General features: G+C 64.6%; 25 protein-coding genes and 3 pseudogenes. 12 read left to right on the forward strand and 16 right to left on the reverse strand.

Annotated elements, in window-relative coordinates:
• Positions 1–31 precede the first annotated feature (31 nt).
• Positions 32–1,018, forward strand: a complete 987-nt coding sequence (gene cysK, locus SynTAK9802_RS09345) for a cysteine synthase A (RefSeq protein WP_006850945.1) — start codon at positions 32–34, stop codon at positions 1,016–1,018.
• 75 nt (positions 1,019–1,093) lie between these two features.
• Here cysK and queA read toward each other — a convergent pair whose 3' ends face one another.
• The 5 genes from queA to lipB all read right to left on the reverse strand — a co-directional run bounded on the left by queA (position 1,094) and on the right by lipB (position 6,771).
• The gene (queA, locus tag SynTAK9802_RS09350; RefSeq protein ID WP_186495866.1) at positions 1,094–2,194 is read right to left on the reverse strand and encodes a tRNA preQ1(34) S-adenosylmethionine ribosyltransferase-isomerase QueA; all 1,101 of its coding nucleotides are present in this window, start codon (positions 2,192–2,194) and stop codon (positions 1,094–1,096) included.
• A gap of 12 nt (positions 2,195–2,206) precedes the next feature.
• Complete coding sequence (locus tag SynTAK9802_RS09355; RefSeq protein WP_186495867.1) at positions 2,207–3,538, reverse strand: dihydrolipoamide acetyltransferase family protein; 1,332 nt, start codon at positions 3,536–3,538, stop codon at positions 2,207–2,209.
• A gap of 56 nt (positions 3,539–3,594) precedes the next feature.
• Entirely contained in the window at positions 3,595–4,038 is a 444-nt protein-coding gene (locus tag SynTAK9802_RS09360) for a YlqD family protein (protein WP_186495868.1), read from the reverse strand.
• Positions 4,039–4,130: 92 nt separating this feature from the next.
• Positions 4,131–6,044 carry an AMP-binding protein gene (locus SynTAK9802_RS09365; RefSeq protein ID WP_186495869.1) on the reverse strand — a complete coding sequence of 638 codons (1,914 nt, stop codon included), beginning with the start codon at positions 6,042–6,044 and terminating at the stop codon, positions 4,131–4,133.
• Positions 6,045–6,072: 28 nt separating this feature from the next.
• Positions 6,073–6,771, reverse strand: coding sequence for a lipoyl(octanoyl) transferase LipB (gene lipB / locus SynTAK9802_RS09370; protein WP_186495870.1), 699 nt, complete (start codon positions 6,769–6,771; stop codon positions 6,073–6,075).
• 11 nt (positions 6,772–6,782) lie between these two features.
• Between lipB and hpf the strand changes: the two genes are divergently transcribed.
• From hpf to SynTAK9802_RS09395, 5 genes are read left to right on the forward strand one after another with little or no spacing between them, the layout of a single operon-like run.
• Positions 6,783–7,370, forward strand: a complete 588-nt coding sequence (hpf, locus tag SynTAK9802_RS09375) for a ribosome hibernation-promoting factor, HPF/YfiA family (protein ID WP_011364962.1) — start codon at positions 6,783–6,785, stop codon at positions 7,368–7,370.
• Positions 7,371–7,384: 14 nt separating this feature from the next.
• Positions 7,385–8,065: a deoxyribose-phosphate aldolase gene (gene deoC, locus SynTAK9802_RS09380; protein ID WP_186498170.1), complete on the forward strand. Its 681-nt coding sequence runs from the start codon at positions 7,385–7,387 to the stop codon at positions 8,063–8,065.
• Complete coding sequence (recO, locus tag SynTAK9802_RS09385) at positions 8,066–8,839, forward strand: DNA repair protein RecO (protein WP_186495871.1); 774 nt, start codon at positions 8,066–8,068, stop codon at positions 8,837–8,839.
• Between the two features lie 28 nt (positions 8,840–8,867).
• Positions 8,868–10,247, forward strand: a complete 1,380-nt coding sequence (locus tag SynTAK9802_RS09390) for an MFS transporter (protein ID WP_115080824.1) — start codon at positions 8,868–8,870, stop codon at positions 10,245–10,247.
• 32 nt (positions 10,248–10,279) lie between these two features.
• Positions 10,280–11,449, forward strand: a complete 1,170-nt coding sequence (locus tag SynTAK9802_RS09395; protein ID WP_115080826.1) for a glycosyltransferase family 4 protein — start codon at positions 10,280–10,282, stop codon at positions 11,447–11,449.
• Between the two features lie 9 nt (positions 11,450–11,458).
• Here the strand turns inward: SynTAK9802_RS09395 and SynTAK9802_RS09400 are convergent, their stop codons facing one another.
• The 4 genes from SynTAK9802_RS09400 to SynTAK9802_RS09415 all read right to left on the reverse strand — a co-directional run bounded on the left by SynTAK9802_RS09400 (position 11,459) and on the right by SynTAK9802_RS09415 (position 13,617).
• Positions 11,459–11,977 (reverse strand): isoprenylcysteine carboxylmethyltransferase family protein, encoded by a 519-nt coding sequence (locus SynTAK9802_RS09400; RefSeq protein ID WP_115080828.1) that lies wholly within the window; start codon positions 11,975–11,977, stop codon positions 11,459–11,461.
• The gene (locus SynTAK9802_RS09405; RefSeq protein ID WP_244272871.1) at positions 11,978–12,475 is read right to left on the reverse strand and encodes a L,D-transpeptidase; all 498 of its coding nucleotides are present in this window, start codon (positions 12,473–12,475) and stop codon (positions 11,978–11,980) included. It abuts the gene before it with no gap.
• Positions 12,476–12,651: 176 nt separating this feature from the next.
• Positions 12,652–13,035, reverse strand: a complete 384-nt coding sequence (locus tag SynTAK9802_RS09410; protein ID WP_186495872.1) for a hypothetical protein — start codon at positions 13,033–13,035, stop codon at positions 12,652–12,654.
• A gap of 21 nt (positions 13,036–13,056) precedes the next feature.
• Complete coding sequence (locus tag SynTAK9802_RS09415; protein WP_186495873.1) at positions 13,057–13,617, reverse strand: acireductone dioxygenase; 561 nt, start codon at positions 13,615–13,617, stop codon at positions 13,057–13,059.
• Positions 13,618–13,685: 68 nt separating this feature from the next.
• On the opposite strand from SynTAK9802_RS09415, the gene cobI reads away from it, so the two are divergent.
• Positions 13,686–14,396, forward strand: coding sequence for a precorrin-2 C(20)-methyltransferase (gene cobI, locus SynTAK9802_RS09420; protein ID WP_186495874.1), 711 nt, complete (start codon positions 13,686–13,688; stop codon positions 14,394–14,396).
• Here cobI and proC read toward each other — a convergent pair.
• The 6 genes from proC to der all read right to left on the reverse strand — a co-directional run bounded on the left by proC (position 14,393) and on the right by der (position 19,083).
• Positions 14,393–15,169, reverse strand: a complete 777-nt coding sequence (proC, locus tag SynTAK9802_RS09425; protein ID WP_370586395.1) for a pyrroline-5-carboxylate reductase — start codon at positions 15,167–15,169, stop codon at positions 14,393–14,395. The two genes, cobI and proC, sit on opposite strands and share 4 nt — an antisense overlap.
• Positions 15,170–15,213: 44 nt before the next feature.
• Complete coding sequence (locus SynTAK9802_RS09430) at positions 15,214–15,780, reverse strand: cell division protein SepF (protein WP_114989400.1); 567 nt, start codon at positions 15,778–15,780, stop codon at positions 15,214–15,216.
• A gap of 75 nt (positions 15,781–15,855) precedes the next feature.
• On the reverse strand, positions 15,856–16,518 hold the full coding sequence (locus SynTAK9802_RS09435) for a YggS family pyridoxal phosphate-dependent enzyme (protein ID WP_186495876.1): 663 nt from the start codon (positions 16,516–16,518) through the stop codon (positions 15,856–15,858).
• A 4-nt stretch (positions 16,519–16,522) separates the two neighbouring features.
• On the reverse strand, positions 16,523–16,789 hold the full coding sequence (locus SynTAK9802_RS09440; RefSeq protein ID WP_186495877.1) for a PipX family protein: 267 nt from the start codon (positions 16,787–16,789) through the stop codon (positions 16,523–16,525).
• 14 nt (positions 16,790–16,803) lie between these two features.
• Entirely contained in the window at positions 16,804–17,712 is a 909-nt protein-coding gene (locus SynTAK9802_RS09445; protein ID WP_186495878.1) for an energy-coupling factor transporter transmembrane protein EcfT, read from the reverse strand.
• 3 nt (positions 17,713–17,715) lie between these two features.
• Positions 17,716–19,083 (reverse strand): ribosome biogenesis GTPase Der, encoded by a 1,368-nt coding sequence (der, locus tag SynTAK9802_RS09450; protein ID WP_186495879.1) that lies wholly within the window; start codon positions 19,081–19,083, stop codon positions 17,716–17,718.
• A gap of 129 nt (positions 19,084–19,212) precedes the next feature.
• Here der and SynTAK9802_RS09455 point away from each other — a divergent pair, with 129 nt between their 5' ends.
• Positions 19,213–19,596, forward strand: coding sequence for a L,D-transpeptidase (locus SynTAK9802_RS09455; protein ID WP_186495880.1), 384 nt, complete (start codon positions 19,213–19,215; stop codon positions 19,594–19,596).
• A 14-nt stretch (positions 19,597–19,610) separates the two neighbouring features.
• Here the strand turns inward: SynTAK9802_RS09455 and SynTAK9802_RS09460 are convergent, their stop codons facing one another.
• Positions 19,611–20,078 (reverse strand): DUF1823 family protein, encoded by a 468-nt coding sequence (locus tag SynTAK9802_RS09460; RefSeq protein ID WP_186495881.1) that lies wholly within the window; start codon positions 20,076–20,078, stop codon positions 19,611–19,613.
• A gap of 6 nt (positions 20,079–20,084) precedes the next feature.
• Here SynTAK9802_RS09460 and dusB point away from each other — a divergent pair, with 6 nt between their 5' ends.
• The 4 genes and pseudogenes from dusB to SynTAK9802_RS09480 all read left to right on the forward strand — a co-directional run.
• The gene (gene dusB / locus SynTAK9802_RS09465; RefSeq protein ID WP_186495882.1) at positions 20,085–21,089 is read left to right on the forward strand and encodes a tRNA dihydrouridine synthase DusB; all 1,005 of its coding nucleotides are present in this window, start codon (positions 20,085–20,087) and stop codon (positions 21,087–21,089) included.
• 135 nt (positions 21,090–21,224) lie between these two features.
• Positions 21,225–21,425, forward strand: a pseudogene (locus tag SynTAK9802_RS09470) (sugar phosphate nucleotidyltransferase); the annotation flags it as partial.
• A pseudogene (locus SynTAK9802_RS09475) lies at positions 21,418–21,555 on the forward strand (sugar nucleotide-binding protein); the annotation flags it as partial. The pseudogenes SynTAK9802_RS09470 and SynTAK9802_RS09475, both read left to right, overlap by 8 nt.
• Positions 21,525–21,794 (forward strand): annotated as a pseudogene (locus tag SynTAK9802_RS09480) (GDP-mannose 4,6-dehydratase); the annotation flags it as partial. The pseudogenes SynTAK9802_RS09475 and SynTAK9802_RS09480, both read left to right, overlap by 31 nt.
• Position 21,795: the final 1 nt, after the last annotated feature.

Genomic DNA, 21,795 nt, shown 5'->3' on the forward strand with positions numbered 1-21,795 from the left:
TGTTTTCTTCGGGCCCCTCTACAGCAGCTCCATGTCCCGCATTTACGACGACAACAGCCAGGCCATCGGCAACACCCCGCTGGTCAAGCTGAACAACGTCACCAAAAACTGCAAGGCCACTGTGCTGGCCAAGGTTGAGGGGCGCAACCCCGCCTACAGCGTCAAGTGCCGGATCGGCGCCAACATGATCTGGGACGCAGAAAAGAGCGGAAAGCTCACCAAGGGCAAGGTGATTGTTGAGCCCACCTCCGGCAACACCGGCATCGCTCTGGCCTTCACCGCCGCGGCCCGCGGTTACAAGCTGATCCTGACGATGCCCGAGTCGATGTCGATCGAGCGGCGTCGGGTCATGGCCGTGCTCGGGGCTGAACTGATCCTCACCGAGGCCGCCAAAGGCATGCCCGGTGCGATCGCCAAGGCCAAGGAAATCGCTGAGAGCGATCCGGCCAAGTACTTCATGCCTGGCCAGTTCGACAATCCCGCCAACCCCGAAATCCACTTCAAGACCACCGGTCCTGAAATCTGGAACGACTGCGATGGCGCCATTGACGTGCTCGTGGCCGGCGTCGGCACAGGTGGCACCATCACCGGCGTCTCCCGTTACATCAAGAATGAAGCGGGCAAGGCGATCGAATCCGTGGCCGTTGAACCGACCAACAGCCCGGTGATCACCCAGACCATGAACGGTGAAGCCGTCAAACCCGGTCCCCACAAAATCCAGGGCATCGGCGCCGGCTTCATCCCCCAGAACCTCGACCTCTCCGTGGTCGACAAGGTGGAGCAGGTGACCAACGAGGAGTCCGTTGCCATGGCCCTGCGCCTGGCCCAAGAGGAAGGCCTGCTGGTGGGCATCTCCTGCGGTGCCGCCGCTGCAGCCGCCATTCGTCTGGCCGAGAAAGATGAGTACGCCGGCAAAACCATCGTGGTGGTGCTGCCCGACCTGGCCGAGCGTTACCTCTCCTCGGTGATGTTCGCTGAAGTGCCGACCGGCATCATCGAGCAACCGGTGGCTGTCTGAGCTGGCTCCACCAGACGCCTTGGCCCCGTCGTTGACGGGGCTTTTTTTATGGCCTCACCGTGAACCGTTGATGCCTCAGCGTGCCGGTGGGCGGGCCTGGGGCTGCACCGCCGCTGCATCAATCCACATGGCATCGCCGTAGGAGAAGAAGCGATAGCTCCTTTCAATCGCTTCGGCGTAGAGCTTCAACAGGGTTTCCCGGCCGATCAGGGCACTCACCAACAGCAGCAGAGAGCTTTTGGGCAGATGGAAGTTGGTGAGCAGAGCTTGAATCACCTTGAACTGATAGCCCGGCTGAATCACCAGATCCACCGGCCCGGTGTAGGGCTTGAGAACACCACCATGGACTTGAGCGGCCCCCTCCAGGGCACGAACACTCGTGGTGCCCACCGCTATCACCCGGCCTCGACAAGCCTGCACCGCCTCCACCACAGCAGGGCTGACATCCACCCATTCACTGTGCAACTCCAAGGCGGTGAGGTCTTCCGTTTCAACGGGGCGAAATGTGCCGAGGCCCACATGCAGGGTGATCCGGGCCAGATCCACCCCTTTCTGCTGCAAACCTGCCAACAGTTCATCACTGAAGTGCAATCCCGCCGTCGGGGCGGCCACCGCACCGGGGCGATCGGCGTAACGGGTCTGATAACGCTGGCTGTCGCTGGGGTCGTGCCGTTCGATGTAGGGCGGTAGAGGCACCTCGCCCACGTCATTGAGCAAACCCTCAATGGTTTCGGCATCCCTGCAACCACTGGGGAACTGCACCACCCGTCCACCACTGGCGGGGTCTTCCGCAAGCACCGTCAGGCTGATCGAGGTGCCATCAATCGTGAGGCTGTCCCCAGGCCGCATGCGCTTGGCAGGACGGGCCAAGCAAAGCCAGCGGCCCTCCCCCTGCGGCTCCAGCACCAGCAATTCGGACAGTCCGCCCCCGGACCGCCGCACCGCCAGGCGGGCCTTCAGCACCCGAGTGTCGTTCACCACCAGCAGATCACCAGGCTGCAGCTGCTCGAGCAGATCCCACACCTGGCCGTGAGCAGCATCCGTTGATGGCTCCCCCTGGGGGGGGACCATCAACAAGCGAGCGCTGTGGCGGGGCTCAACCGGTGCCTGAGCGATGCGCTCAGGCGGCAGCGGGTAGTCGTAGCTGCTGAGTTGCAGGTCCCTGGGGTCAGGCACGCGGGCGACCGATCAGAGCGCCAGGCTTTCTGGACGGTTCTCGATCAGATCGGCGAGATCCTTGAGGAATGCGGCACCGTCGGCGCCATAAATCACGCGGTGATCCGCCGTCAGGTTGACCTGCATCTGACGCTTGACGGCGATGGAGCCGTCCTTGTTCGCGACCACCGTGGGGCGTGATGCAGCGACGGCGAGAATGGCCCCGGTGCCTGGGGGAAGGATCGCGTCGAAGCGATCAACACCGAACATGCCGAGGTTGGAGAGGGTGAAGGTGCCCGTGGAATACTCCTCCGGCTGCAGCTGCTTGCTGCGGGAGCGCTTGACCAGATCACCCCACTGACGCGACATCTCATAGAGATCGGTGCGATCGGCATTGCGCAGCACCGGCGTGATCAAGCCACCGTCTTCCATCGCCACTGCGACAGCCACGTTCACGTCGGCTGGATAGGTCATGCCGGCAGCGGTGGTAGCGGCATTCACCTGGGGGTGACGCGCCAGGGTGACGGCCACAGCCTTGGCCAGCAGCGCCGTCATCGTGACGCCCTTGGGCTTCACCTGTTTGTAGAAGGCATCCAGCTTGTCGGTGGTGATTGTGTAACCAACGCGGAAGCAGGGAACCGCCAGGCTCGCCTCCATGTTTTTGTTCACAGCACCCTGAAGGGTGTTGAAGGCCACGGTTTCGCCGGGCCGACCAAAGCTGTTGCCCGCAGGCGCTGCTGGGGCCGCTGCTGCTGCAGCGCCAGCCGAGGCAGCAGCGGGGGCCGTTCCTTCCGCCACCCGGGGCACGGAGATGGGCTGGCCGGAGGCTTGCTCCACGTCTTCGGCCTGAATCCGGCCGTGGGGGCCGCTTCCGCGCACGGTGGCCAGGTCCACACCCATCTGGGAGGCCAGCTTTTTGGCCCGGGGGCTGGCCACGATGCGGCCGTCGTTCACCACCGGTGCCGATGGTGCAGGGGCAGCAACAGGTGCCGGTGCCGGTGCCGGGGCAGGAGTCGGAGCTGGGGTCTGAACCGCAGCTGGCGTGGGCGCCGGAGCCGGTGCAGGGGCGGGCGCCGCAGCAGGAGCGCTGGGGGCCTTGGCCTGCGCGTCGGCGATCTCAGCCTCGGTTTCGACAATCAGACCGATGGTTTCGCCCACCGGTGCCGTGCTGCCAGCAGGCATCAGGACCGCTGCGAGGTAGCCGTCCTGGAACGACTCGACGTCCATGTCCGCTTTGTCGGACTCAACGACAAGAACCGACTCGCCCCGAGCCACCTTGTCTCCGGGCTGTTTCAGCCACTCCACGATCTTCCCCTCCGTCATGGTGGAGCTGAGGGCAGGCATGAAGATGTCTGTGGTCGCCAAAACCGTCTCCGGGAGGGCAGATCAGGGGAGTTTACGAGTCAGCAGAGGCAATCCGATCAGGCTTCCTCAATCGACTGCACAACGCCATCCTTCACAACGATGGCCACCTGCATCTTCTGCACCAGGTTGTCGCCGACCTTCAGCTCACAGCTGCTCTCCAGCTGACCCTGCTCAACGATCTGGTCCATCTGCAGCTCACGCACCTGGGCCTGCTGCTGAAGCAGGTTGCGCTTCTGCTCCTCCAGCTCGGCGCGCTTGGCCGCCACCTGCTGTTGAATCTGCGCCACCTGATCCTGCACGCGGGGATCAAGGGGGTTGGCGCTCTGACGACGCACCTGGTCCACCACGTCCTGACCTTCCTGTTCCAGCTGAGCCAGCTGTTGGTCAGCGGTGGCGATGCCATTGCTGAGCTCGCGCTCTGCTTCTTCTTTCCAGGTGGGCGTCACGACGGCGCGGACGATGATCGGACGCTTGATCGTCAGGGAGGTGCCGTCGGACATGGGTTCTTGGGAGACGGCCAAAGCGTGTCAGCCCTTTCACGTGGGGTCAATCACCGGACAACCGTCCACCCCCCAAGCCTCGTCAGCCGCGGTCAACGTCCGTAAAGGCCATCGATCAACTGCTGATCGCGGCTGGTGATGCGATCACGGCGCTGCTTCAGGGTCTGGGTCAGGAGTCCGTTCTCAATGCTGAAGGGATCCACAAGCACCACCCCGGCCAGCCGTTCATCACCCCGGGAACCCGACCGCTGCTTGAGCAAGCGGTTGCATTCGCGCATCAACAAACGCAGCAGAGCCGGATCACCGGGTTGGCCGCCCAGATCCTGCGCCACGCTCACGCCGGCTTCAGCCGCCCAGGCCACGATCGCCTCAGCACGGGGAACGATCAGGCCACCGAGCTGGCGTTCGTCCTGACCCACCAGCATCACCTGCTCGATCAGGGGGCTGGCCACCAGCGCCTCTTCCAGGGGGCCGGGCTCGATGTTCTCGCCACTGCTCAACACAATCGTGTCCTTGGCCCGTCCGGTAAGGGCCACCGAACCATCCGGCAGGAGCATGCCGAGATCGCCGGTGTCAAACCATCCCGCGGCATCGAGAACCTTGGCGCTGGCCTCGGGTTTGCCGAGGTAGCCCGCCATCACCTGGGGGCCCCGCACCATCACCCGCCCCCGTTGCCGGAAGCCCAGGGGCTGGCCGTTGTCGGGATCGACGATCCGGAATTCGGTCTGGGGCATCGGCAGCCCGGAGCTGCCGCGGATGTTGCGCCAGGGCCTGCGGCAACTCACCACAGGGCTGGTTTCGGTGAGGCCATAGCCCACCAGCAGCTCAATCCCCACGGCTTCAAAAAAGGCATCGATGTGGGGCGCGATGGCACCGCCACCACTGATCGGATAGGCGAGCTGACCGCCACTGAGCTGGCGACGCAGCTTCGGCCAGATCAAGGTCGAGGCCAGGGCATGCAGGGGCCAGCGCAGGGCCGCGGAGCCGCAGGCACGCAGCCGGCCGGCCGCTGATACCGGTTCCAGCAGGAGGTTGCGCGCCGTGCGCACGGCTTTGCGCTGGGCAGCGCTGTTGGCCAACGCCGCCCGCAGCAGGCGCTGCCGGGAGGGGGGGAAGGTCTTGAGCACATCCTCAAATCCAGCCTGAACCGCCTCCCACAGCCGCGGCACGGTGGCCATCGCGATCGGCCGGACCCGCGGCAGATCCTTCTTCAGTTGCTTGATGGTTGTGTAGGTCTGCGTGCAGGCGCAGGAGAGGAAGAAGTAGCTGGCACTGCGCTCGTAGGCATGCCAAATGGGCAACACACTCAGCACGGGAGCACCGGGCTCGGGATAGGCCACACAGGCCAGTGAGCTCATCTGATGCAGCAGGTTGGCGTGGGTCAACGGGACCCCTTTGGGTTGGCCGGTCGTGCCCGAGGTGTACAGAACAGTGGCCACGGCGTCTCGCCCCCCCGCCGGGCCAACTGGATCGAGGCCGGCCCCTGACGCCAGAAACGCCTCCCATCCCATGGCGCCCTCGGCAGGCTCCCCTTCCAGCTGAAGCACGAAACGCAGCTGAGCCCTTTGGTCTGGGGGAAGGGCCAGACGACGCCACACATCAGCGTTCTGCACCACCAGGGCCGTCGCCCGGCAATCCGAAAGGATGTAGCGCAGCTCCTCCACCGGGGCCGAGGCACCGCGCACGGCATCAGCGGCACCGGCACGCATCAGGCCCTGATCCGCCACCAGCCAGCGGGGGCTGTTCTCAGCAAACAGAGCCACCACATCGCCATCGTTCACGCCATGGCGCCGAAAGGCGGCGGCAGCGGTGGCGATGCGCTCCGCCAGTTCGCCGAAATTGAAGCGTTCGGGATGCGCCGCATGGGGCGCATCGACGGCGGCAATCAGCCCATGGCGGTCAGCGAGCCAGGGCCACACCGCATCGACCCTCTGCAACTTCTGAACATGGGCATGACGCCGCAAAGCGTCCGTTTCACGGGTTGTCGGGCTCCAGCTGGCCGTCATCCGAGGCAGGGGTTCAAACAGCTCAGGTTTATCTCGCTTCCTCCTCCCAGACCAGACCGAAACGATGGGCCAGGGCTTGCCGCAGCAACGGCTGCACCTCAGCCGACGTCAGCCCTGGCAACCAGTCCGCAAGCCGCCCGACGGCACGACCGGTGAGCCCACAGGGGGTGACCCGCTCAAACCCCTGCATCGAGCAATCAACGTTGAGGGCCAGGCCGTGCTGGGTGATCCAGCGGCGACAGCCCACACCGATGGCGGCGACCTTGCGGTTGTCCAACCAGAGGCCGGTCAACCCCGGCAGACGCTGACCCTCCAGGCCCAACTCCGCCAGAACATCCAGAACGACTTGTTCCAACTGGCGCAGATACCAGTGCAAATCGGGCGTGCGGCGCTGAAGGTCCAACACCGGGTAGGCCACCAGTTGGCCGGGCAGGTGATGGGTCACCTCCCCGCCCCGATCGATCCGATACAGGGGTGCCGGTGGCTCAGCGGGATCGAAATGCAGGTGCTCCTCGCTGGCACCACGGCCGAGGGTGTAACAGGTCTGGTGCTGCAGGATCCAGACCGCCTCCGGAGCCGCTGGATCAGCCAGAAGGCTGCTTTGCCAACGCTGTTGCGCCGACCAGGCGGCATCGAATCGAACCGGATCACCGGGCTCGAAAAGAAATGCACGCTGGGGGTGGGCCGAATCGTGCGCCGTATCTAATTTGCCGATAACAACCGGCACAGGAGTGAGGCATGAAGTTGCTGATCCATGGTCGCAACCTCGAGATCACGCCGGCGTTGCGGGATTACACCCAAACCAAGTTGGAGCGGGCCACATCGCACTTCGGTGATGCTGTGCGCGAGGCCGACGTCCATCTCTCCGTGGCCCGCAATCCCCGGGTGCCGCAGCAGACCGCCGAGGTGACGGTCTTTGCCAACGGCACGGTGATCCGCGCCCAGGAACGCAGTGAAAACCTGTACGCCAGCATCGATCTGGCCGCCGGAAAACTGGCCCGCCAACTGCGCCGCTGGAAGGAACGCCACAGCGATCACCATCACAGCCACGGCCACAGCGCCAGCCACACCCCCAGCACGGATGTGGTCAACGATGCATCCCCCGTTGAAGCCTCCCTTCTGCAAGGGCGTGAGGCGGAACTGCCGGATCCAGGGGTGCGGCGCAAATATTTCGCCATGCCGCCCATGGGCCTGGAGGAGGCACGCCGCCAACTGGATCTGATCGACCACGACTTTTATCTATTTCGGGAGAAGGAGAGCGATCAGCTGCAGGTGATCTACCGCCGCAACCACGGGGGGTATGGGGTGATTCAGGCTCGTGAGTGACCTCCCGGCCCGCCATGGCTGATCCAGCCCAAGAGCTGCCCGACCTTCCCCCCCGGCTTGATCAGGCGATCCTCGATCCCCTGCTGACCCGGGACCAGCTTCAAGCCCTCTGTGATTTCGGGATGCAGGAGGGCGTGCGGGCCATCTGCACCACACCCCGTCTACTGCCGCTGTTGCGGGAACGCATCGGGACCACCGACGCAGGCCCTCGCCTGGTGGCGGCCATCGGCTTTCCCTTCGGAGCCATTCCCGCTGAACTCAAGCTGGCGGAAGCGGAGTGGTGTGCCGCCCATGGCGCCCAGGAGCTCGATGTCGTGCCCGATTTCAGCGCCTTGGCGAACGGTGATTCAGGCGCGTTTGCCGAGGAACTTGCCGCCCTCTGCGAGCTGGGGCTTCCCGTGCGGGCCATCCTGGACATGGCCCGTCTGGAGAGCGAACAGCTGGAACTGGCCGTGGAGGCCGCCATTGATGCTGGCGCTGCGGGACTGCAGACCAGCAACGGCTTTGGCCCGGCCTGCCATGCCGATCAGATCCTTGCGTTGAAACAGCTGATCCGTAAACGCTGCGCCATCAAGGCAGCCGGGGGGATCCATAGCCTCAGCCACGCAGGAGACCTGCTGTTGGCGGGGGCCGATCTGTTGGGCACCAGCAGCGCCCCGGCTCTTCTGCAGGCCCAGCGTCGCCCCGCGGCCTGAATGGCAGAACGACGCCTCACCGGACTCGCCCTCAAGGTAGGCCCCCTCGGCGAACACGACCGCCTGCTGAGCCTGCTCAGTGATGCGGAGGGCGTCAGTCGCTTTGCCGTTCCCGGAGCACGCCGACCGAAGAGCAGTCTGGCCGCCGCGGCCCCCCTCACCCTGCTGGAACTGCAGGTGGGAGGACGAAGCGGCCTGGCCCGGGTTCGACAACTGCGGGTGCTGCGCAGTTTTTCCGGCCTCGGGCAACAGCTGGAAACCCTGGCTGCGGCGCAGGCACTGTGTGATCTATGCCTTCAACTGGCGGCCCAGGACCCTGTGGACGGGCTGCTGGACACGATGCAGCTGCACCTCGAACGCCTGGAGGAGCACCGAGCCGACCCGGAGCTGGTGCTGGCCGGCACGGTCCAGGCCTGCATCCATCTGCTCACCCTGGGTGGTTATGGACTGCCGTTGCAGACCTGCTGCATCACAGGCGATCCCCTGGAGCCACCGCTGGGGCAGTGGGACTGGCGCTGCAGCCTGCTGCCGCAGGATGGCTTTGCGATTGATGAGCAGCCCGGGGCGGCGATTCAGCTGAATCCCTCCGAACTGGCCCTGCTCCAGCGACTGACGCGGGCCGACTTGCCCCGTCGCCGGGACGGTGCGCTGATGGGCCCCCCAGCCGTGTGGCGCCGGCTGCTGCGGGTGGTTGAGATCTGGAGCAGGACGCATCTGAACCGACCCAGCAAAGCCCTGGCCATGCTGCGAGAGACGCTCCTGGCAGGCGCGTGAGCCATCATGGCCGCGATGCAATTGCCCCTTGAGCGGACCAAGCCTCACCACCCCTGAACCCGCTCTGCCCACCGGCAGCAATCCGGAGGGAAAGCGTGGCTTGGAAGCCGTGCTGCGCCTCAAGGACTTCCGCAAACTCTGGCTGGGCCAGATCTTCTCGCAGCTGGCGGACAAGTTCTACATCGTGCTGATGGTCTTCCTGATCGATCAGCACCTGCTGCTGAAGGGGCAGGGAAGTGGCGTACTGGCGGAGATGGCCTCGGATTACGGCCTCGACATCAGCACACGCACCCAGGTGATCACCCTGCTGGCCACAGGCATTTTTGTGGCCAACACCATCCCGGCCATGCTGCTGGGAACGGTGGCTGGCGTCTGGGCGGACCGCTGGCCCAAGCGTCGGGTGATGGTGGCCAGCAATGCCATCCGAGCCCTGTTGGTAGTGTTCGCGCCGCTCTGTCTGCTGCCGGGGCCCGTCTGGCTTGGTCTGCCCTGGGGCTACTGGGGGCTGGTGGGAATGACCTTCCTGGAGTCGATCCTTACCCAGTTTTTCGCCCCCTCGGAACAGGCCACGATTCCAGTGGTGGTGCCGGGAGATCACCTGTTGGCGGCCAACTCCCTCTACCAAGCCACCAGCATGGGGGCAACGATCCTGGGCTTCGCTCTGGGGGAACCGATTCTTCGTGCTCTGCACAGCAGCCTGGCGATCATCGGCATCGATGGCGGCGAGTTTCTGCTGCTCCCGCTCTGTTACGGCCTCGCGGCCCTCAGCTTGTCGCGCCTGAAGCTGCAGGAAGCCCCCAAACCCCCCTCCAATACATCGGTGTGGACGGAGATCGGCGAAGGATTGCAGGTGCTGCGCCGGGTGCCTTCAGTGCGTGGCGCCATGATTCATCTGGTGCTGCTATACAGCCTGTTGGCAGCGCTTTATGTGTTGGCGCTCCAGCTAGCTGCCCTGATCGAGAACCTGGGGCCCTCAGGCTTTGGTGCCCTGCTGGCCATGAGTGGACTGGGCATGGCGATCGGAGCTGTGGTGATCGCCCAGCTGGGCCATCGGTTCAGCCGCCGCCGGCTCACGGCAGCAGGCCTGGGAACCATCACCTGGACCCTGGTGCTGCTCAGCCAGCTGCGGGGATCCCTGGCTTTCACCCTGAGCCTCTGCGGAATCCTGGGCATTGGCGCAGCTCTTGTGGCGATCCCCGCGCAGACCACGATTCAGGAAGAAACCCCCGAAACCGAGCGCGGCAGGGTGTTCGGACTGCAGAACAACCTGATCAACATCGCCCTCAGCCTGCCGCTGGTGCTGGCGGGCACCTTGGTGAGCAGCATTGGTCTTCAACCGGTGCTGTGGCTGCTGGCGGGGTTGGCCCTGGTGGCGGCGTTGATCGAACGACCGTGGCAGCGCTGCTAACTTGCGTTTTCGCCTGAGGAGGCCCAACCCGCTTGGCGCAGATTGCGTGGCTCGGCAAGAAGTCTCCCTTCTGCGGGAATGTGTCCTACGGGATCAGCACCACGGAGGCCCTGCGCAAACGCGGGCACCAGGTGCACTTCATCCATTTCGATAACCCGCGCAGCCCGGAGCGCGACGACACATCGCTGCTGGCCAACGACCCGGACGTCAGCCTGCCTTATCTGGTCAAATCGCAGGTCTACACGATCCCTTCCCCCGGGGCGCAGCGGGAGCTGAGGGAATCTCTGGAGCGGCTACAGCCCGATCTCGTGCACGCCAGCCTCACCCTTTCGCCCCTGGATTTCCGCCTGCCGGAGCTGTGTCAGCAGCTGGGCGTGCCCCTGGTGGCCACCTTTCACCCCCCCTTCGATGCAGGCCTGCGCAACCTGACGGCAGGCACCCAACAGCTCACGTACCAGCTGTATGCACCGGCCCTGGCCCGCTACGACCGGGTGATCGTGTTTTCACAGCTTCAGGCGGACTTTCTCGAGCGCCTGGGCGTTCCCGCCGATCGACTGACGGTGATTCCCAATGGTGTGGACCCCGACCGCTGGTGCCCCACCAGCCCCGGCACCCTTTCGCTGATGCATCAGCAGGTGCGGCAACGGCTGGGGCGAGAACGGATTTTCCTCTACATGGGACGCCTTGCAACGGAGAAGAACGTTGAAGCCCTGCTGCGGGCCTGGCGGCTGGTTTCACCGGAGGGCTGCCGATTGGTGATCGTCGGCGACGGGCCACTGCGCAACAGCCTGATGAACCAGTTCAACGATGATCGGATCCTCTGGTGGGGCCACGAGCCGGACCTGGACACCCGGGTTGCTCTGCTCCAGTGCGCTGAGGTCTTCATCCTGCCGAGCCTTGTGGAGGGCCTGTCGCTGGCCTTGCTGGAGGCGATGGCCAGCGGAACAGCCTGCGTGGCCACCGATGCCGGTGCCGATGGCGAGGTGCTGGAGCAAGGGGCGGGAATCGTGCTGAGCACCCAGGGCGTCACCACCCAGTTGCGCACACTGCTACCGGTGCTCAGGGACCAGCCGGTGCTGACCGCGGAACTGGGCCGCAAAGCCCGCCTCCGCGCCTTGGAGCGCTACACGATTTCCAGCAACATCGACGCCCTGGAACAGCTCTATGCCGACCTGATGCAAGCCAGCACGGTCGCCGCCTGAGCCAGGCCATCATCGCCAGTCCAAGCCAGGAACCCAGCCCACAATCGCTGGGGTGACTGCGGCGTATTGGCTGTAATCCGGATGCAGCACCCGCAACCCCTGCTCCTCGAAGCGGGCTTTGCCCCGCAGCACAGCCGCCAGGCTGACCAACAGCAACAGATGCAGCGGACTGCCTGTGGCCAGCACCACTCCTGCGGAACACAGCAACACCGCCCGGTACAAGGGATGCCGGCAGATGGCGTAGGAACCTGTGGCGATCAACTGATTCGCCGGCTTGGGCGCCGGCAGCGGCGAAAGGCTGGCCCCGAGACAGCGAAACGCCTCAAGGGCCCGAAACAGGCCAAAAGCCAACAGCAGCAGGCCCAGCCCGAACAGGGGTTTGGGCCAAATCGCCACACCGAAGCTGGCGGGAGCTGGCCAGACCGGCAGCAGATGGGCCGTGATCAGCAGCAGCTGGGCCAGCAGCCACCACTCACCCCGGCGGTTGTCCAACCAGCCGCCCCAACTGAAGCCCCAATCGGAGAACATTCACTCGCTGACCACCAATGTTCGGACGTTACGGCGCTGCACCAAACCCGCCAGGGTCTGCATGTCGTCCCAGCGAATCAAGCCCACACAGCCGAGCGTGCCGCTGTTGGCGTTGCGGTTGGCACTGGGGTCGAGATGAATGCCCAGATGGCCTCGCCCCGTGGGGAACTGCGGTTCAATCCCAATCCAGATCGGCCCGAGCTCGCGTGGATCAGCGGGACCCAGGGGCTCCACCGGCCCAAGGACGTAGCGACCGGCGGGGAGCGGCGCGCGGGTGCCGGAGCGATGGCGATCGGCGTTCTGACGGTGGGCCCGACCGCTGACGGCATCGAAGTGCTGCACGGGCTGACCTGGGGTTTCCAAACGCAGACTCCAGATGGGATCGCCCGTGCGCGGGAGCGATCGCGTGGTGCGGTTCAGCACCAAGACCGACTCGTTGGCGGAGGTGGTGATGGATGGCGACGTGGTGGGGAGCCTGGAGGCAGAGGCCAGGTCCATCTCAGCGGCAGAACAGGGCACGACCAACAGCGCCAGCAGCTTCAACGCGAGACACGACCGAACGACCACAGCAGCCAGGAAAACAGGCCGGAACCCTATGGGCGGTTTTTATTCGCTGAGGAAATAAAAGCCAGCGCTCTCACTGTCCCCTTCTGAGACCCAGATCGAGAAAAGGTTCAGAGCTCGTTTTCGGCCAGCCGCAGCGCTTCAGCCTCCTTGGTTCGATCCAAGGCGCAGCTGTCATCCAGCAGGCGCTGCAGGCGTGGGCTGATGGCGACCACCAGGGGATTGGTCAGCACGCGCCGGCTGATGCCCAACTCCTCGAGCGAAATCGCCAGGGCTTGGCTGGCCTGGCGGCGCGGCAGACGCCCCTTCTCCACCTGACAGTCGCTGCTGGCCTTGGCCATGGCGGCATAGCCGCGAATGCGGCGGGCCAGCACCACCACGGCAACCCGGCGCTGAACCTCGGGTGCCAAAGGAGCATCCTCGGCAGCAACAGGGATGGGTGTTGCCATGGGCAGACCCAGCAACAGCGCAGCAAGGAAGCGTTGGAGACGCATCAAGGTGTCTGGAACGCCCCCTCAGTCAAGCCTGGGAAATCGCTGGGCGATGCTGCTGCCGGTGTACTGCGCCACCCATCCCTCGGGGTTGTTGAACCAACGCACAGCACAGAACTGAGGCTGAGAGCCCATGTCAAACCAATGACGGGTCCCGGCAGGGACCCGCATCAGGTCGCCCCGTTCGCACAGCACGCTGAGCACCTCGGAACCGATGTGCAGCACAAACAAGCCGCACCCTTCCACAAAAAAGCGCACTTCGTCTTCGGCATGGGTGTGCTCCTCAAGGAACTTGCGGCGCAAGGGCTCGCGATCGGGGTGATCCGGCGTCATCCGAATCGCGTCGACCGTGGCGTAACCGCCATCGCGTTGAACCCGGGCAATCGCATCGGCATAGGCCTGGAGGATGGTGGCCTGGTAGGCCCCCTTCGGCAGACCCTGCTCCGCCGGCCATTGCTCAAAGCCGATACCCCGGCGGCTGAGCTCCGACTGAATCACGGCCGGATCGTTGCTCTCCAGCGCAGGCATGAGCCCATTCACAGCATGGGCCGAGCTTTCGTCTGGAAAGATGCTGAGACGACTCATCGTCTGGACCCCGGGCGCATCGACTGCTGACCATCATCGATCCCGCCACGACTGGGGGTCTCACACTGGTGGGGGTCGGCCCCGGCGATCCTTCCCTGCTCACCCTGGCCGCCGTTGAAGCCATCCGCCAAGCGGATGTGGTGGCCTACCCGGTCGGACGACCGGGGGCCGACAGCATGGCCGCCAAAATCGCCGCGGCCTGGATCCGCAGCGACCATCAGCATCTGCCCTTGTTGTTCCCGATGGTGGAAGCCGCCGAACCGCGGCGCACCGCCTGGGGAGCGGCGGCGCAGGAGCTGCAGCAAGCCATCCGTTCCGGCCAGCAGGTGGCACTGCTGTGTGAGGGAGATGCATCGCTGTTTGCGAGTTGCAGCTACGTGCTGCTGGCCTTGCGTCAGGCGTGGCCCGACTGTCCCATCAGCGTGATTCCCGGCATCACCTCCAGCTCGGCCGCCGCGGCTGCGGGCCTCTGGCCCCTCGCTCTGCAGCAGGACCAACTGCTGTTGCGCCCTTGCCCCGACACACCCGAGGAGCTGGAGCGGGTGCTGGACACCGCCGCAGCAACGGGGCAAGTTCTGGCCCTGCTGAAGCTGGGTCAGCGCTGGAGTTGGGTGCAACCTCTGCTGAAGCAGCGAGGCCTGCTGCAACAAGCCTTGTTTGCCGAGCGGGTCGGCTGGCCCGACCAGCAGATCTGTTGCGCGGATGCCGTTGCGGCCGAACCTCGCCCCTACTTCTCGCTGCTGCTGATCCGGCAGGGATGGCCGGAGGTGCTGCCCTAGGCCAGCTCTCGGCTGCGTTCCGCAGCGGCAACCACCGCTTCGATCAGAGCGGAGCGCAGGCCGATGCGTTCCAGCGCGCGGACGCCGGCGATGGTGGTGCCCCCCGGGGAGGTGACCATGTCCTTGAGCTGGGCAGGGTGCAGATCGCGACGGTCCAGCAGCTCAGCCGTTCCAGCCAGGGTGCGGTGGCTCAGCCGCAGGGCCAGGTCTCTGGGAAGACCGGCTGCAACGGCCCCATCGGCCATGGCTTCCGCCACCAGGGCCACAAAGGCAGGGCCCGATGAGGTGAGGGCCAGGAACGCATCGAGCTTGGCTTCCGCCAACTCCAGAACTTCGCCCACATCGGCAAACAGCTGCCGCACCTGATCCCGTTGCCCTTGGTCGATCCCCTCCCCCCAGGCCAGAGCTGTCAAACCAGCTCCCACCAGCGCAGGGGTGTTGGGCACCGCCCGCACACAGCGATGACCGGGAAACAAATGCTGCAACCGCGCCAGAGACACCCCCGCCAACACAGAGATCAGCAGCGGTTGACCCACGACGGGTCCTGCAGCTGCCACAACGGCATCGAGTTGCTGCGGCTTTACCGCAAGCAGCTGGATCGGAGCCGTCCAGACCTGCTGAGCGGAAGGATCATCAGCCGCAACCAAACCGATGCCAGCCGGAAGGCCCCCACGTCGTTGCTCGAGGGAGCCAGATCCTCCGACCACCGCCAACAGCTGGTCGGCCGGAATCCGTCCACGCTCCAGGAGAGGAACCACAAGGGCCTGAGCCATGCGACCCAGGCCGATCACACCGAAAGCGGGCTGCACTGCGGGCTTCAGAGAGCGGCTGCTCCCCAGGCGGGTGAGGGTGCGCTGGCGGATTCGTCGACATCCGCCACATCGGCCTCACGGCTCACCACCGTTGGAGCCGAGGCTTCGTCTTGACCGGTGTTGGTCACGGTGACACAGCTGGGGGCGAACAGGAAGATGCTCTCGCCGACGCGCTCCTGGTGTCCATCGATCGCGAAGGTGCCACCAGCGACGAAATCAACGGCACGCTGGGCCTGGTCGGGCTCCATCATCGTGAGGTTGAGGATCACCGTCTTGCGCTCCCGCAGCGCCTGAATGGCCCGAGGCATTTCATCGAAGCTGCGGGGTTCCATCACATTCACCTCGGACACAGCATTGCTGATGCCGGGCATGCCGATCACGTTGGATCCAGGCAGATCACCACCCAGGTCAAACGGGTTGGAGTCTCCAATGGTGGCCAGTGCACCACCGTCAGCCTGCAGGGCGCGCTGGTCCTGGTCATCTTGCTCGTCGTCGTAGGCGAAATCATCCAATTCGCCATCGAGATAGTCATCGCCAGCGACGACGGCACGGAGACGGGAGATCAGCGACACCTTGGGATTCCTCTCGGTCTGAACGTGGTTCGAAAACCATGTCCCTGGATACCGTTTTCGCTGCGGCGGGGCAAGTCAATTCGCAGCGTCTGTTGACACCAATCTCGGACCGAACAGGGCCGAACCGATCCTCAGCCAGGTGCTGCCCGCTTCAGCAGCCTCTTTCCAGTCCGTGCTCATCCCCATCGAGCACTCCGCCAAAGCCAGCCGATCCGCCAGGGCACGGCAGTCGGCAAACAACGCCTTGCGCTGATCTGCAGCCATCTCGAGAGGCGCCATGGTCATCAGACCCGAGATCCGCAACCCCGGCAGAGCCTGCAGGTCAGACCAAATGGCACCGAGTTCATCGGCCGACAAGCCCCCTTTGCTGGGATCGGGCCGCAGTTTCACCTGCACCAGCACTTCAGGCTGACGGCCCTCCTCCAAGGCGATGCGCGACACCCGTTCGGCCAGCGCCAGAGAATCCACCGAGTGAATGACGTCGAAGGCCTTCACCACCGGCCGCACCTTGTTGCTTTGCAGGCGTCCGATGAAATGCCAGCGCAAGTTCAGATCGATCAGCTCCTCCTGCTTCGGCAGAGCCTCCTGAACGCGGCTTTCCCCAAAATCACACTGACCAAGCTCCGCCACGCAACGCACGGACGCGGCTGGATGCCCTTTGCTGACGGCCAGAAGCCTGGATGAAGAGGGGAGGTCTGTCTGGAGCGCCTGCCAACGCGCCGCGAAGGAATCGGTCAAGGGTTCAGATGAACGTTTGATCGAACAGCTGACTCCAGGACTCCAGGTCGTCCGAGCCAGCACGACGGCAACGGCCCAGATGCACCTCAGCGTGGTGACGCGCATCCCCGTAGGGAATCACTTCGAACTGCGCACCACGGGGCTGCAGGGTGACCAGGAAGAACATGCGCTGGGCGTACAACGTGGCGTAGACGTCACGGCCCTCACCTGCCGGAGCCACCCGATAGAGCATCCCGAAGGTGGGGTGATTCAGATATCGCTCGGACGCCATGCCGTTATCGGAGCTCATAGAGCACCGTACTGACCACGGAGCCCAATCACTAAGACAAGAACGACCGTCGCCAGGCCATTCAGCAGGGGAGCAGCCCGATCAGGTGGCATTCGGAAGTACGACGGACCGAGAATTCGCCCCCCACGGGCGACCAGAGCATCGGCCCCCTGCTCAGCCCTGAGAAGGATGTTTGCCAGCAGCCGCTCTCCGACCGCCAGCACCAGGCCGAAACCCGCCTTGAAGCCAAGCTGGCGCAGGTTGACGGCACGGCTAGCGAGAGAACGCAGCAGATTCTGGAGCTCCTCCTGCACCAGAGGCAGAAAGCGAAGTGCCAGCAACAGTTGAAACCCCAGTCGCTCCACTGGACACCCCAGCCACTTCAATGGCGCCAGGCACCAGCTGAGGGCCCAGACCAGATCCTCAGGCGTGGTCGTGATCAGCATCAGGTTGACGCTGTGAATCACAGTGAAGGTCAAGGTGGACGTGCGCAGCCCCAGCAGCGCCGAGGCCCGATCCACCACCAGCGGCCCCAGTTGGAGACCCCCCAACTGCAGGGGGCCGAGGCGCAAAAGATCCCAGGAGGGGCCTTCCGTCTCGAGCCCCGGAAGCTCGGCCGGATTGCGCAGCGGGAAGGCCGCAGGGGGATCCACAGCCGGCAAGAACATCGACAGGAGACCCACCACAACGGCCAAGGCCGTCAGCAGCAGGACAGACCTCAACCACAGCGAGCGAGCCAGTCCACTCCCAAGGGTGATCAGCACCAGGGCCACCACCAGGCCAACGCGCCAGAGGGGCCCCGCCAGAACAGGTGTGAGCAGGAAGACAAGAGACCAGGCCAGCTTCAGGCGAGGGTCCAAGCGCCGGAGCCAACCCGTGGACCCATCGACGTATTGACCCATCGGGACCTGGCGCAACCAGTCCATGGCTCAGCCTTTACGACTCTGCTGACGGGCCAAGTCGCGTTCGGCATCACGCTGTTGCTTGCCGCGCCAGAACAGACGCAGCGGGCTGCCATCGAAACCGAGGCCCTCACGGATCTGACGCTCCACATAGCGCCGGTAGGTCTCTCCGAACAATTTGGGGTCGTTGACGAACAGGGTGAAGCTGGGCGGCCGGCTGGCCACCTGGGTGCCGTAATACAGCTTTCCTTGACGTCCACCGCGGGTGGTGGGGGGACTGCGCCAGCTCAGCGCCTCCTTGAGCACCTCGTTCACAACGGAGGTGCTGACGCGGCGACGGTGCTGCTCAACCGCCAGGGCGGCCAAGGCAAAGATGCTCTCTACACGCTGGCCGGTGAGCGCCGAGGTGAACAGCATCGGAGCCCAGTCGAGGAAATAGAGCTTGGAGCGCAGCTCCTTTTCCATCGCCGTCATGGTGTGACTGTCTTTTTCCACCGCGTCCCACTTGTTGACGACCACCACGCAGGCACGGCCGTCCTCTTCGATGCGACCCGCCAGGCGCTGATCCTGCTCGGTCACCCCATCGAGGGCATCGATCACCAGAACACACACATCACTGCGTTCAATGGCCTTGAAACTCCTGTTGATGCCGAAGAATTCCGGGCCGTAGTTGACGCTGCGACGCCGGCGGATGCCCGCCGTGTCCACCAGGCGCCAGGGACGATTCTCACGAATGATGCTGGTGTCAATCGTGTCGCGGGTGGTGCCGCGGATCGGGCTGACAATCGCCCTCTGCTCTCCACAGATGGCATTCAGCAGACTGGATTTCCCGACATTCGGCCGGCCGATGATGGCCATCTGAATCGGCTCTTCCTCGTCACCCTCCTGATCCTTCGGAGGGAAAAAGGTGAGCACCTGATCCAGCAGTTCTCCGGTTCCGGCGCCGTGAATGGCCGAGATCGGATGGGGTTCACCCAGGCCAAGGCCCCAGAATTCGCCGGCCATCGCCAGTCCCTGTTCCGGCGACTCGCACTTGTTCACCGCCAGAAGCGTGGGACAGCGGTGACTGCGTAGAAATTCCGCGATGGACTCGTCAGCAGCCGTGAGCCCCTGCTGACCGTCCACGATCACCAGAGCCACACTGGCTTCCTCGAGAGCAAGAGCCGCCTGCTCCCGGATCTCCGGCAGGAACTCACTGTCATCGTCGAACACCAGTCCGCCGGTGTCGACGACCTTGAACTCGCGATCGCCCCAGTAGCCGTCCTGGTAGGTGCGATCACGAGTCACGCCAGGCTGATCGTGAACGATGGCTTCCCGGCTGCGGCACAGCCGATTCACCAAGGTCGACTTACCGACATTGGGGCGTCCGATAATTGCGACGACAGGACGCGCCAAGGGTCTGCTCAGGCCAATCTTTCACCCTACAGAGACGCCATAGAGCCCCTGGAGAACCGTAATTCTTTCGGAGCGAGACTAATGAGTCTCAGCTGAGGCGGCTAGGGCGAGTTCAGTTGTTCCCTCGCCATGCTCGAGCTCGTCGCCAACCTTGTGGTCGACCTCTCCGACCAACGCCTGACCGTCTACAACAGCGATCAGGAGGTGGTTCGGGTGATTCCGGTCAGCACCGGCAAAGCCTCAACGCCAACACCGATCTTCAACAGCAAGGTTTATACGAAGTACCGATCCACCACGATGTATGGACGCACATACACCGTTCCCGGGGTGCCGTTCACGATGTGTGTGAGCCCGAACGAGGCCATCTGCCTCCACGCCGCCCCCTGGCAGGAGAACGCCGGGAAACCCTTCGGCGTGCCCCGCAGCCATGGCTGTGTGCGCATGCCGCTGAACCACGCCCGTTGGCTGTTCCACAACACCCCGAAAGGCACACCCATCACGATTCAGGCCTGAGTTAGCCCACCGGATCACTTCACCGGCAGATCGCCGGGGTGCCCCTGCACCGGATCGGCAGGAGGGGGAAGCTCAGGGCCCAGGGGCCCCTGCTCCGGCAGGGGCTCGCTCCGCTGGGCCAGCCAGGCCAACAGCCAGTTCACGGCGGTGGCCCGTCGGGTGCGGCGGGGGAACAACTCACCGATGCGGTACCCCGCGAAATTGAGCTGTTGTTTGAGCAGCTGTTTGTGTTCCTTGGGAACCGAGCGGGTCAAACGAACCGACGCCGGACGCTCCGCGATCAGCTCGGGAGCCTCAGGGAAGGCGTCGGCCCATTCGGAGGGTGTGTCGGGACCGGCGCACCACTGCGGTTCAGCAGGTTGATAGCCCAGACGTTCCCAGATCCTTTCGCAGACAAAGCGATCGCTGCAGCGGTCCTCGAGGATCTGCACCAGCAACGAACGACTGAGCGGCCAGGGCATGTCGGTTGCGTTGTGCAGCATGGACCCATGATTGCTTCCTCCCCGCTGCGACTTCCCGGCAATGGAACCGCGCGTCGGCTGCGCTGCCGCGTGCTGCAATCGCCGCTGGCAGGGGTGAGCGATCGGATGTTCCGCGGCCTAGTGCGGCGCTGGGCGCCCGACGCGCTGCTGTTCACCGAAATGGTGAATGCCACCAGCCTCGAGATGGGGCATGGGCTCTGCAAGGTGGAGTCACTCGCCCAGGAATCCGGCCCCATCGGCGTGCAACTGTTCGACCATCGTCCCCAGGCCATGGCTGATGCGGCACGACGGGCTGAAGCCAGTGGGGCCTTCCTGATCGACATCAACATGGGTTGCCCTGTGCGCAAAATTGCCCGCAAAGGCGGTGGTTCCGGGTTGATCCGTGATCCAGAGCTCGCCATCAAGATCGTGGAAGCGGTGGCAGATGCCGTAGCGGTGCCCGTCACGGTGAAGACACGCCTGGGTTGGTGTGGCAGTGATGCCGATCCCGTGCACTGGTGCCAACAGCTGGAACAAGCCGGTGCACAACTGCTCACACTGCATGGACGCACCCGCGAACAGGGCTTCAAGGGCGCTGCGGACTGGAGCGCGATTACCCAGGTAAGAGAAGCCCTCACGATCCCCCTGATCGCGAACGGCGACATCAACAGCCCCGACGATGCCCTGCGCTGCCTGAAGCAAACCGGCGCTGCGGGAGTGATGGTGGGCCGAGGCACGATGGGAGCCCCATGGCTGGTGGGACAGATCGACGCCGCCCTGGCCGGTCGTGCGATCCCCGCCACACCCAACCCGTCAGCACGGCTTGCACTGGCCCGCGATCAACTGGACGGTCTGGTGAAGGATCGCGGCGACCATGGTCTGCTGATCGCTCGCAAACACATGGGCTGGACCTGCACGGGCTTCCCCGGTGCCTCGCGACTGCGCCATGCCCTCATGCGAGCCCCCACGCCCGCCCAGGCCAGGGAGCTGCTGACGCAGCAGATCGACGCCCTTACCGCGTCCGCCGCATGACACCGGCAGACAACCCCACAGAGGAGGGATCTGTTGCAACGGCTTTGCCATCGCCTCAAATAGAGTGATCGCAAGGCTTCTAGTGCTGAAGTAGCGCCGACTTCACGCCGGTTAGCCAGCCGATCAGCACCGCATCCAAGCGACGGGCATTCATTCCAGCACTTGCTCGACGACGGCCGCCGCTGGGGAATGACGATCGAGTACGCCGTGCAACCGAGCCCGGACGGTTTGGCCCAAGCATTTCTGATTGGTGCCGACTTCCTGGCGGGCCACCCCGCCGCGCTGGTGCTGGGAGACAACCTCTTCCATGGGCACGATCTGGTGCCCCAGCTGGTACGACGTGGCGGCAGCCGTTCAACCGATCACCACAGCGGACTACCCGACGCCTGCGGAACGGCCGGCCTACTCCCTTCTTGACTGCACCGCCACCCGAGCCGCCCTGGATCAGCTCCCCACGCCGACTTGATCACACCGGTGACCGACCGTCCTGGCCACGATCGCCGCTACGCGATTGACCCAGGCCGCATCAGTTCCGAGCTGGGCTGGAGGCCTCGCCACAATGTGGAAGAGGGCTTGGCGGAGACTGTGCACTGGTACCTGACTCATCAGGAATGGTGCAGCAAGGTGCGAGAGCGGGCGGGATATGACGGCAGCAGATTTGGCATTGAAACGGTGAAGCATCAAGGCACAACACTGGACCGTTGAT

Origin of the sequence: Synechococcus sp. TAK9802 (assembly GCF_014279535.1) — a bacterium.
Classification (GTDB): Bacteria; Cyanobacteriota; Cyanobacteriia; order PCC-6307; family Cyanobiaceae; genus Parasynechococcus.

Coding starts and splice junctions, on each gene's coding strand:
- cysK (WP_006850945.1), top strand. CDS start 32: ATGTCCCGCATTTACGACGACAACAGCCAGGCCATCGGCAACACCCCG.
- SynTAK9802_RS09360 (WP_186495868.1), bottom strand. CDS start 4,038: ATGTCCGACGGCACCTCCCTGACGATCAAGCGTCCGATCATCGTCCGC.
- SynTAK9802_RS09365 (WP_186495869.1), bottom strand. CDS start 6,044: ATGACGGCCAGCTGGAGCCCGACAACCCGTGAAACGGACGCTTTGCGG.
- hpf (WP_011364962.1), top strand. CDS start 6,783: ATGAAGTTGCTGATCCATGGTCGCAACCTCGAGATCACGCCGGCGTTG.
- deoC (WP_186498170.1), top strand. CDS start 7,385: ATGGCTGATCCAGCCCAAGAGCTGCCCGACCTTCCCCCCCGGCTTGAT.
- recO (WP_186495871.1), top strand. CDS start 8,066: ATGGCAGAACGACGCCTCACCGGACTCGCCCTCAAGGTAGGCCCCCTC.
- SynTAK9802_RS09400 (WP_115080828.1), bottom strand. CDS start 11,977: ATGTTCTCCGATTGGGGCTTCAGTTGGGGCGGCTGGTTGGACAACCGC.
- SynTAK9802_RS09405 (WP_244272871.1), bottom strand. CDS start 12,475: ATGGACCTGGCCTCTGCCTCCAGGCTCCCCACCACGTCGCCATCCATC.
- SynTAK9802_RS09410 (WP_186495872.1), bottom strand. CDS start 13,035: ATGCGTCTCCAACGCTTCCTTGCTGCGCTGTTGCTGGGTCTGCCCATG.
- SynTAK9802_RS09415 (WP_186495873.1), bottom strand. CDS start 13,617: ATGAGTCGTCTCAGCATCTTTCCAGACGAAAGCTCGGCCCATGCTGTG.
- proC (WP_370586395.1), bottom strand. CDS start 15,169: ATGGCTCAGGCCCTTGTGGTTCCTCTCCTGGAGCGTGGACGGATTCCG.
- SynTAK9802_RS09440 (WP_186495877.1), bottom strand. CDS start 16,789: ATGGCGTCCGAGCGATATCTGAATCACCCCACCTTCGGGATGCTCTAT.
- SynTAK9802_RS09445 (WP_186495878.1), bottom strand. CDS start 17,712: ATGGACTGGTTGCGCCAGGTCCCGATGGGTCAATACGTCGATGGGTCC.
- SynTAK9802_RS09455 (WP_186495880.1), top strand. CDS start 19,213: ATGCTCGAGCTCGTCGCCAACCTTGTGGTCGACCTCTCCGACCAACGC.
- SynTAK9802_RS09460 (WP_186495881.1), bottom strand. CDS start 20,078: ATGCTGCACAACGCAACCGACATGCCCTGGCCGCTCAGTCGTTCGTTG.
- dusB (WP_186495882.1), top strand. CDS start 20,085: ATGATTGCTTCCTCCCCGCTGCGACTTCCCGGCAATGGAACCGCGCGT.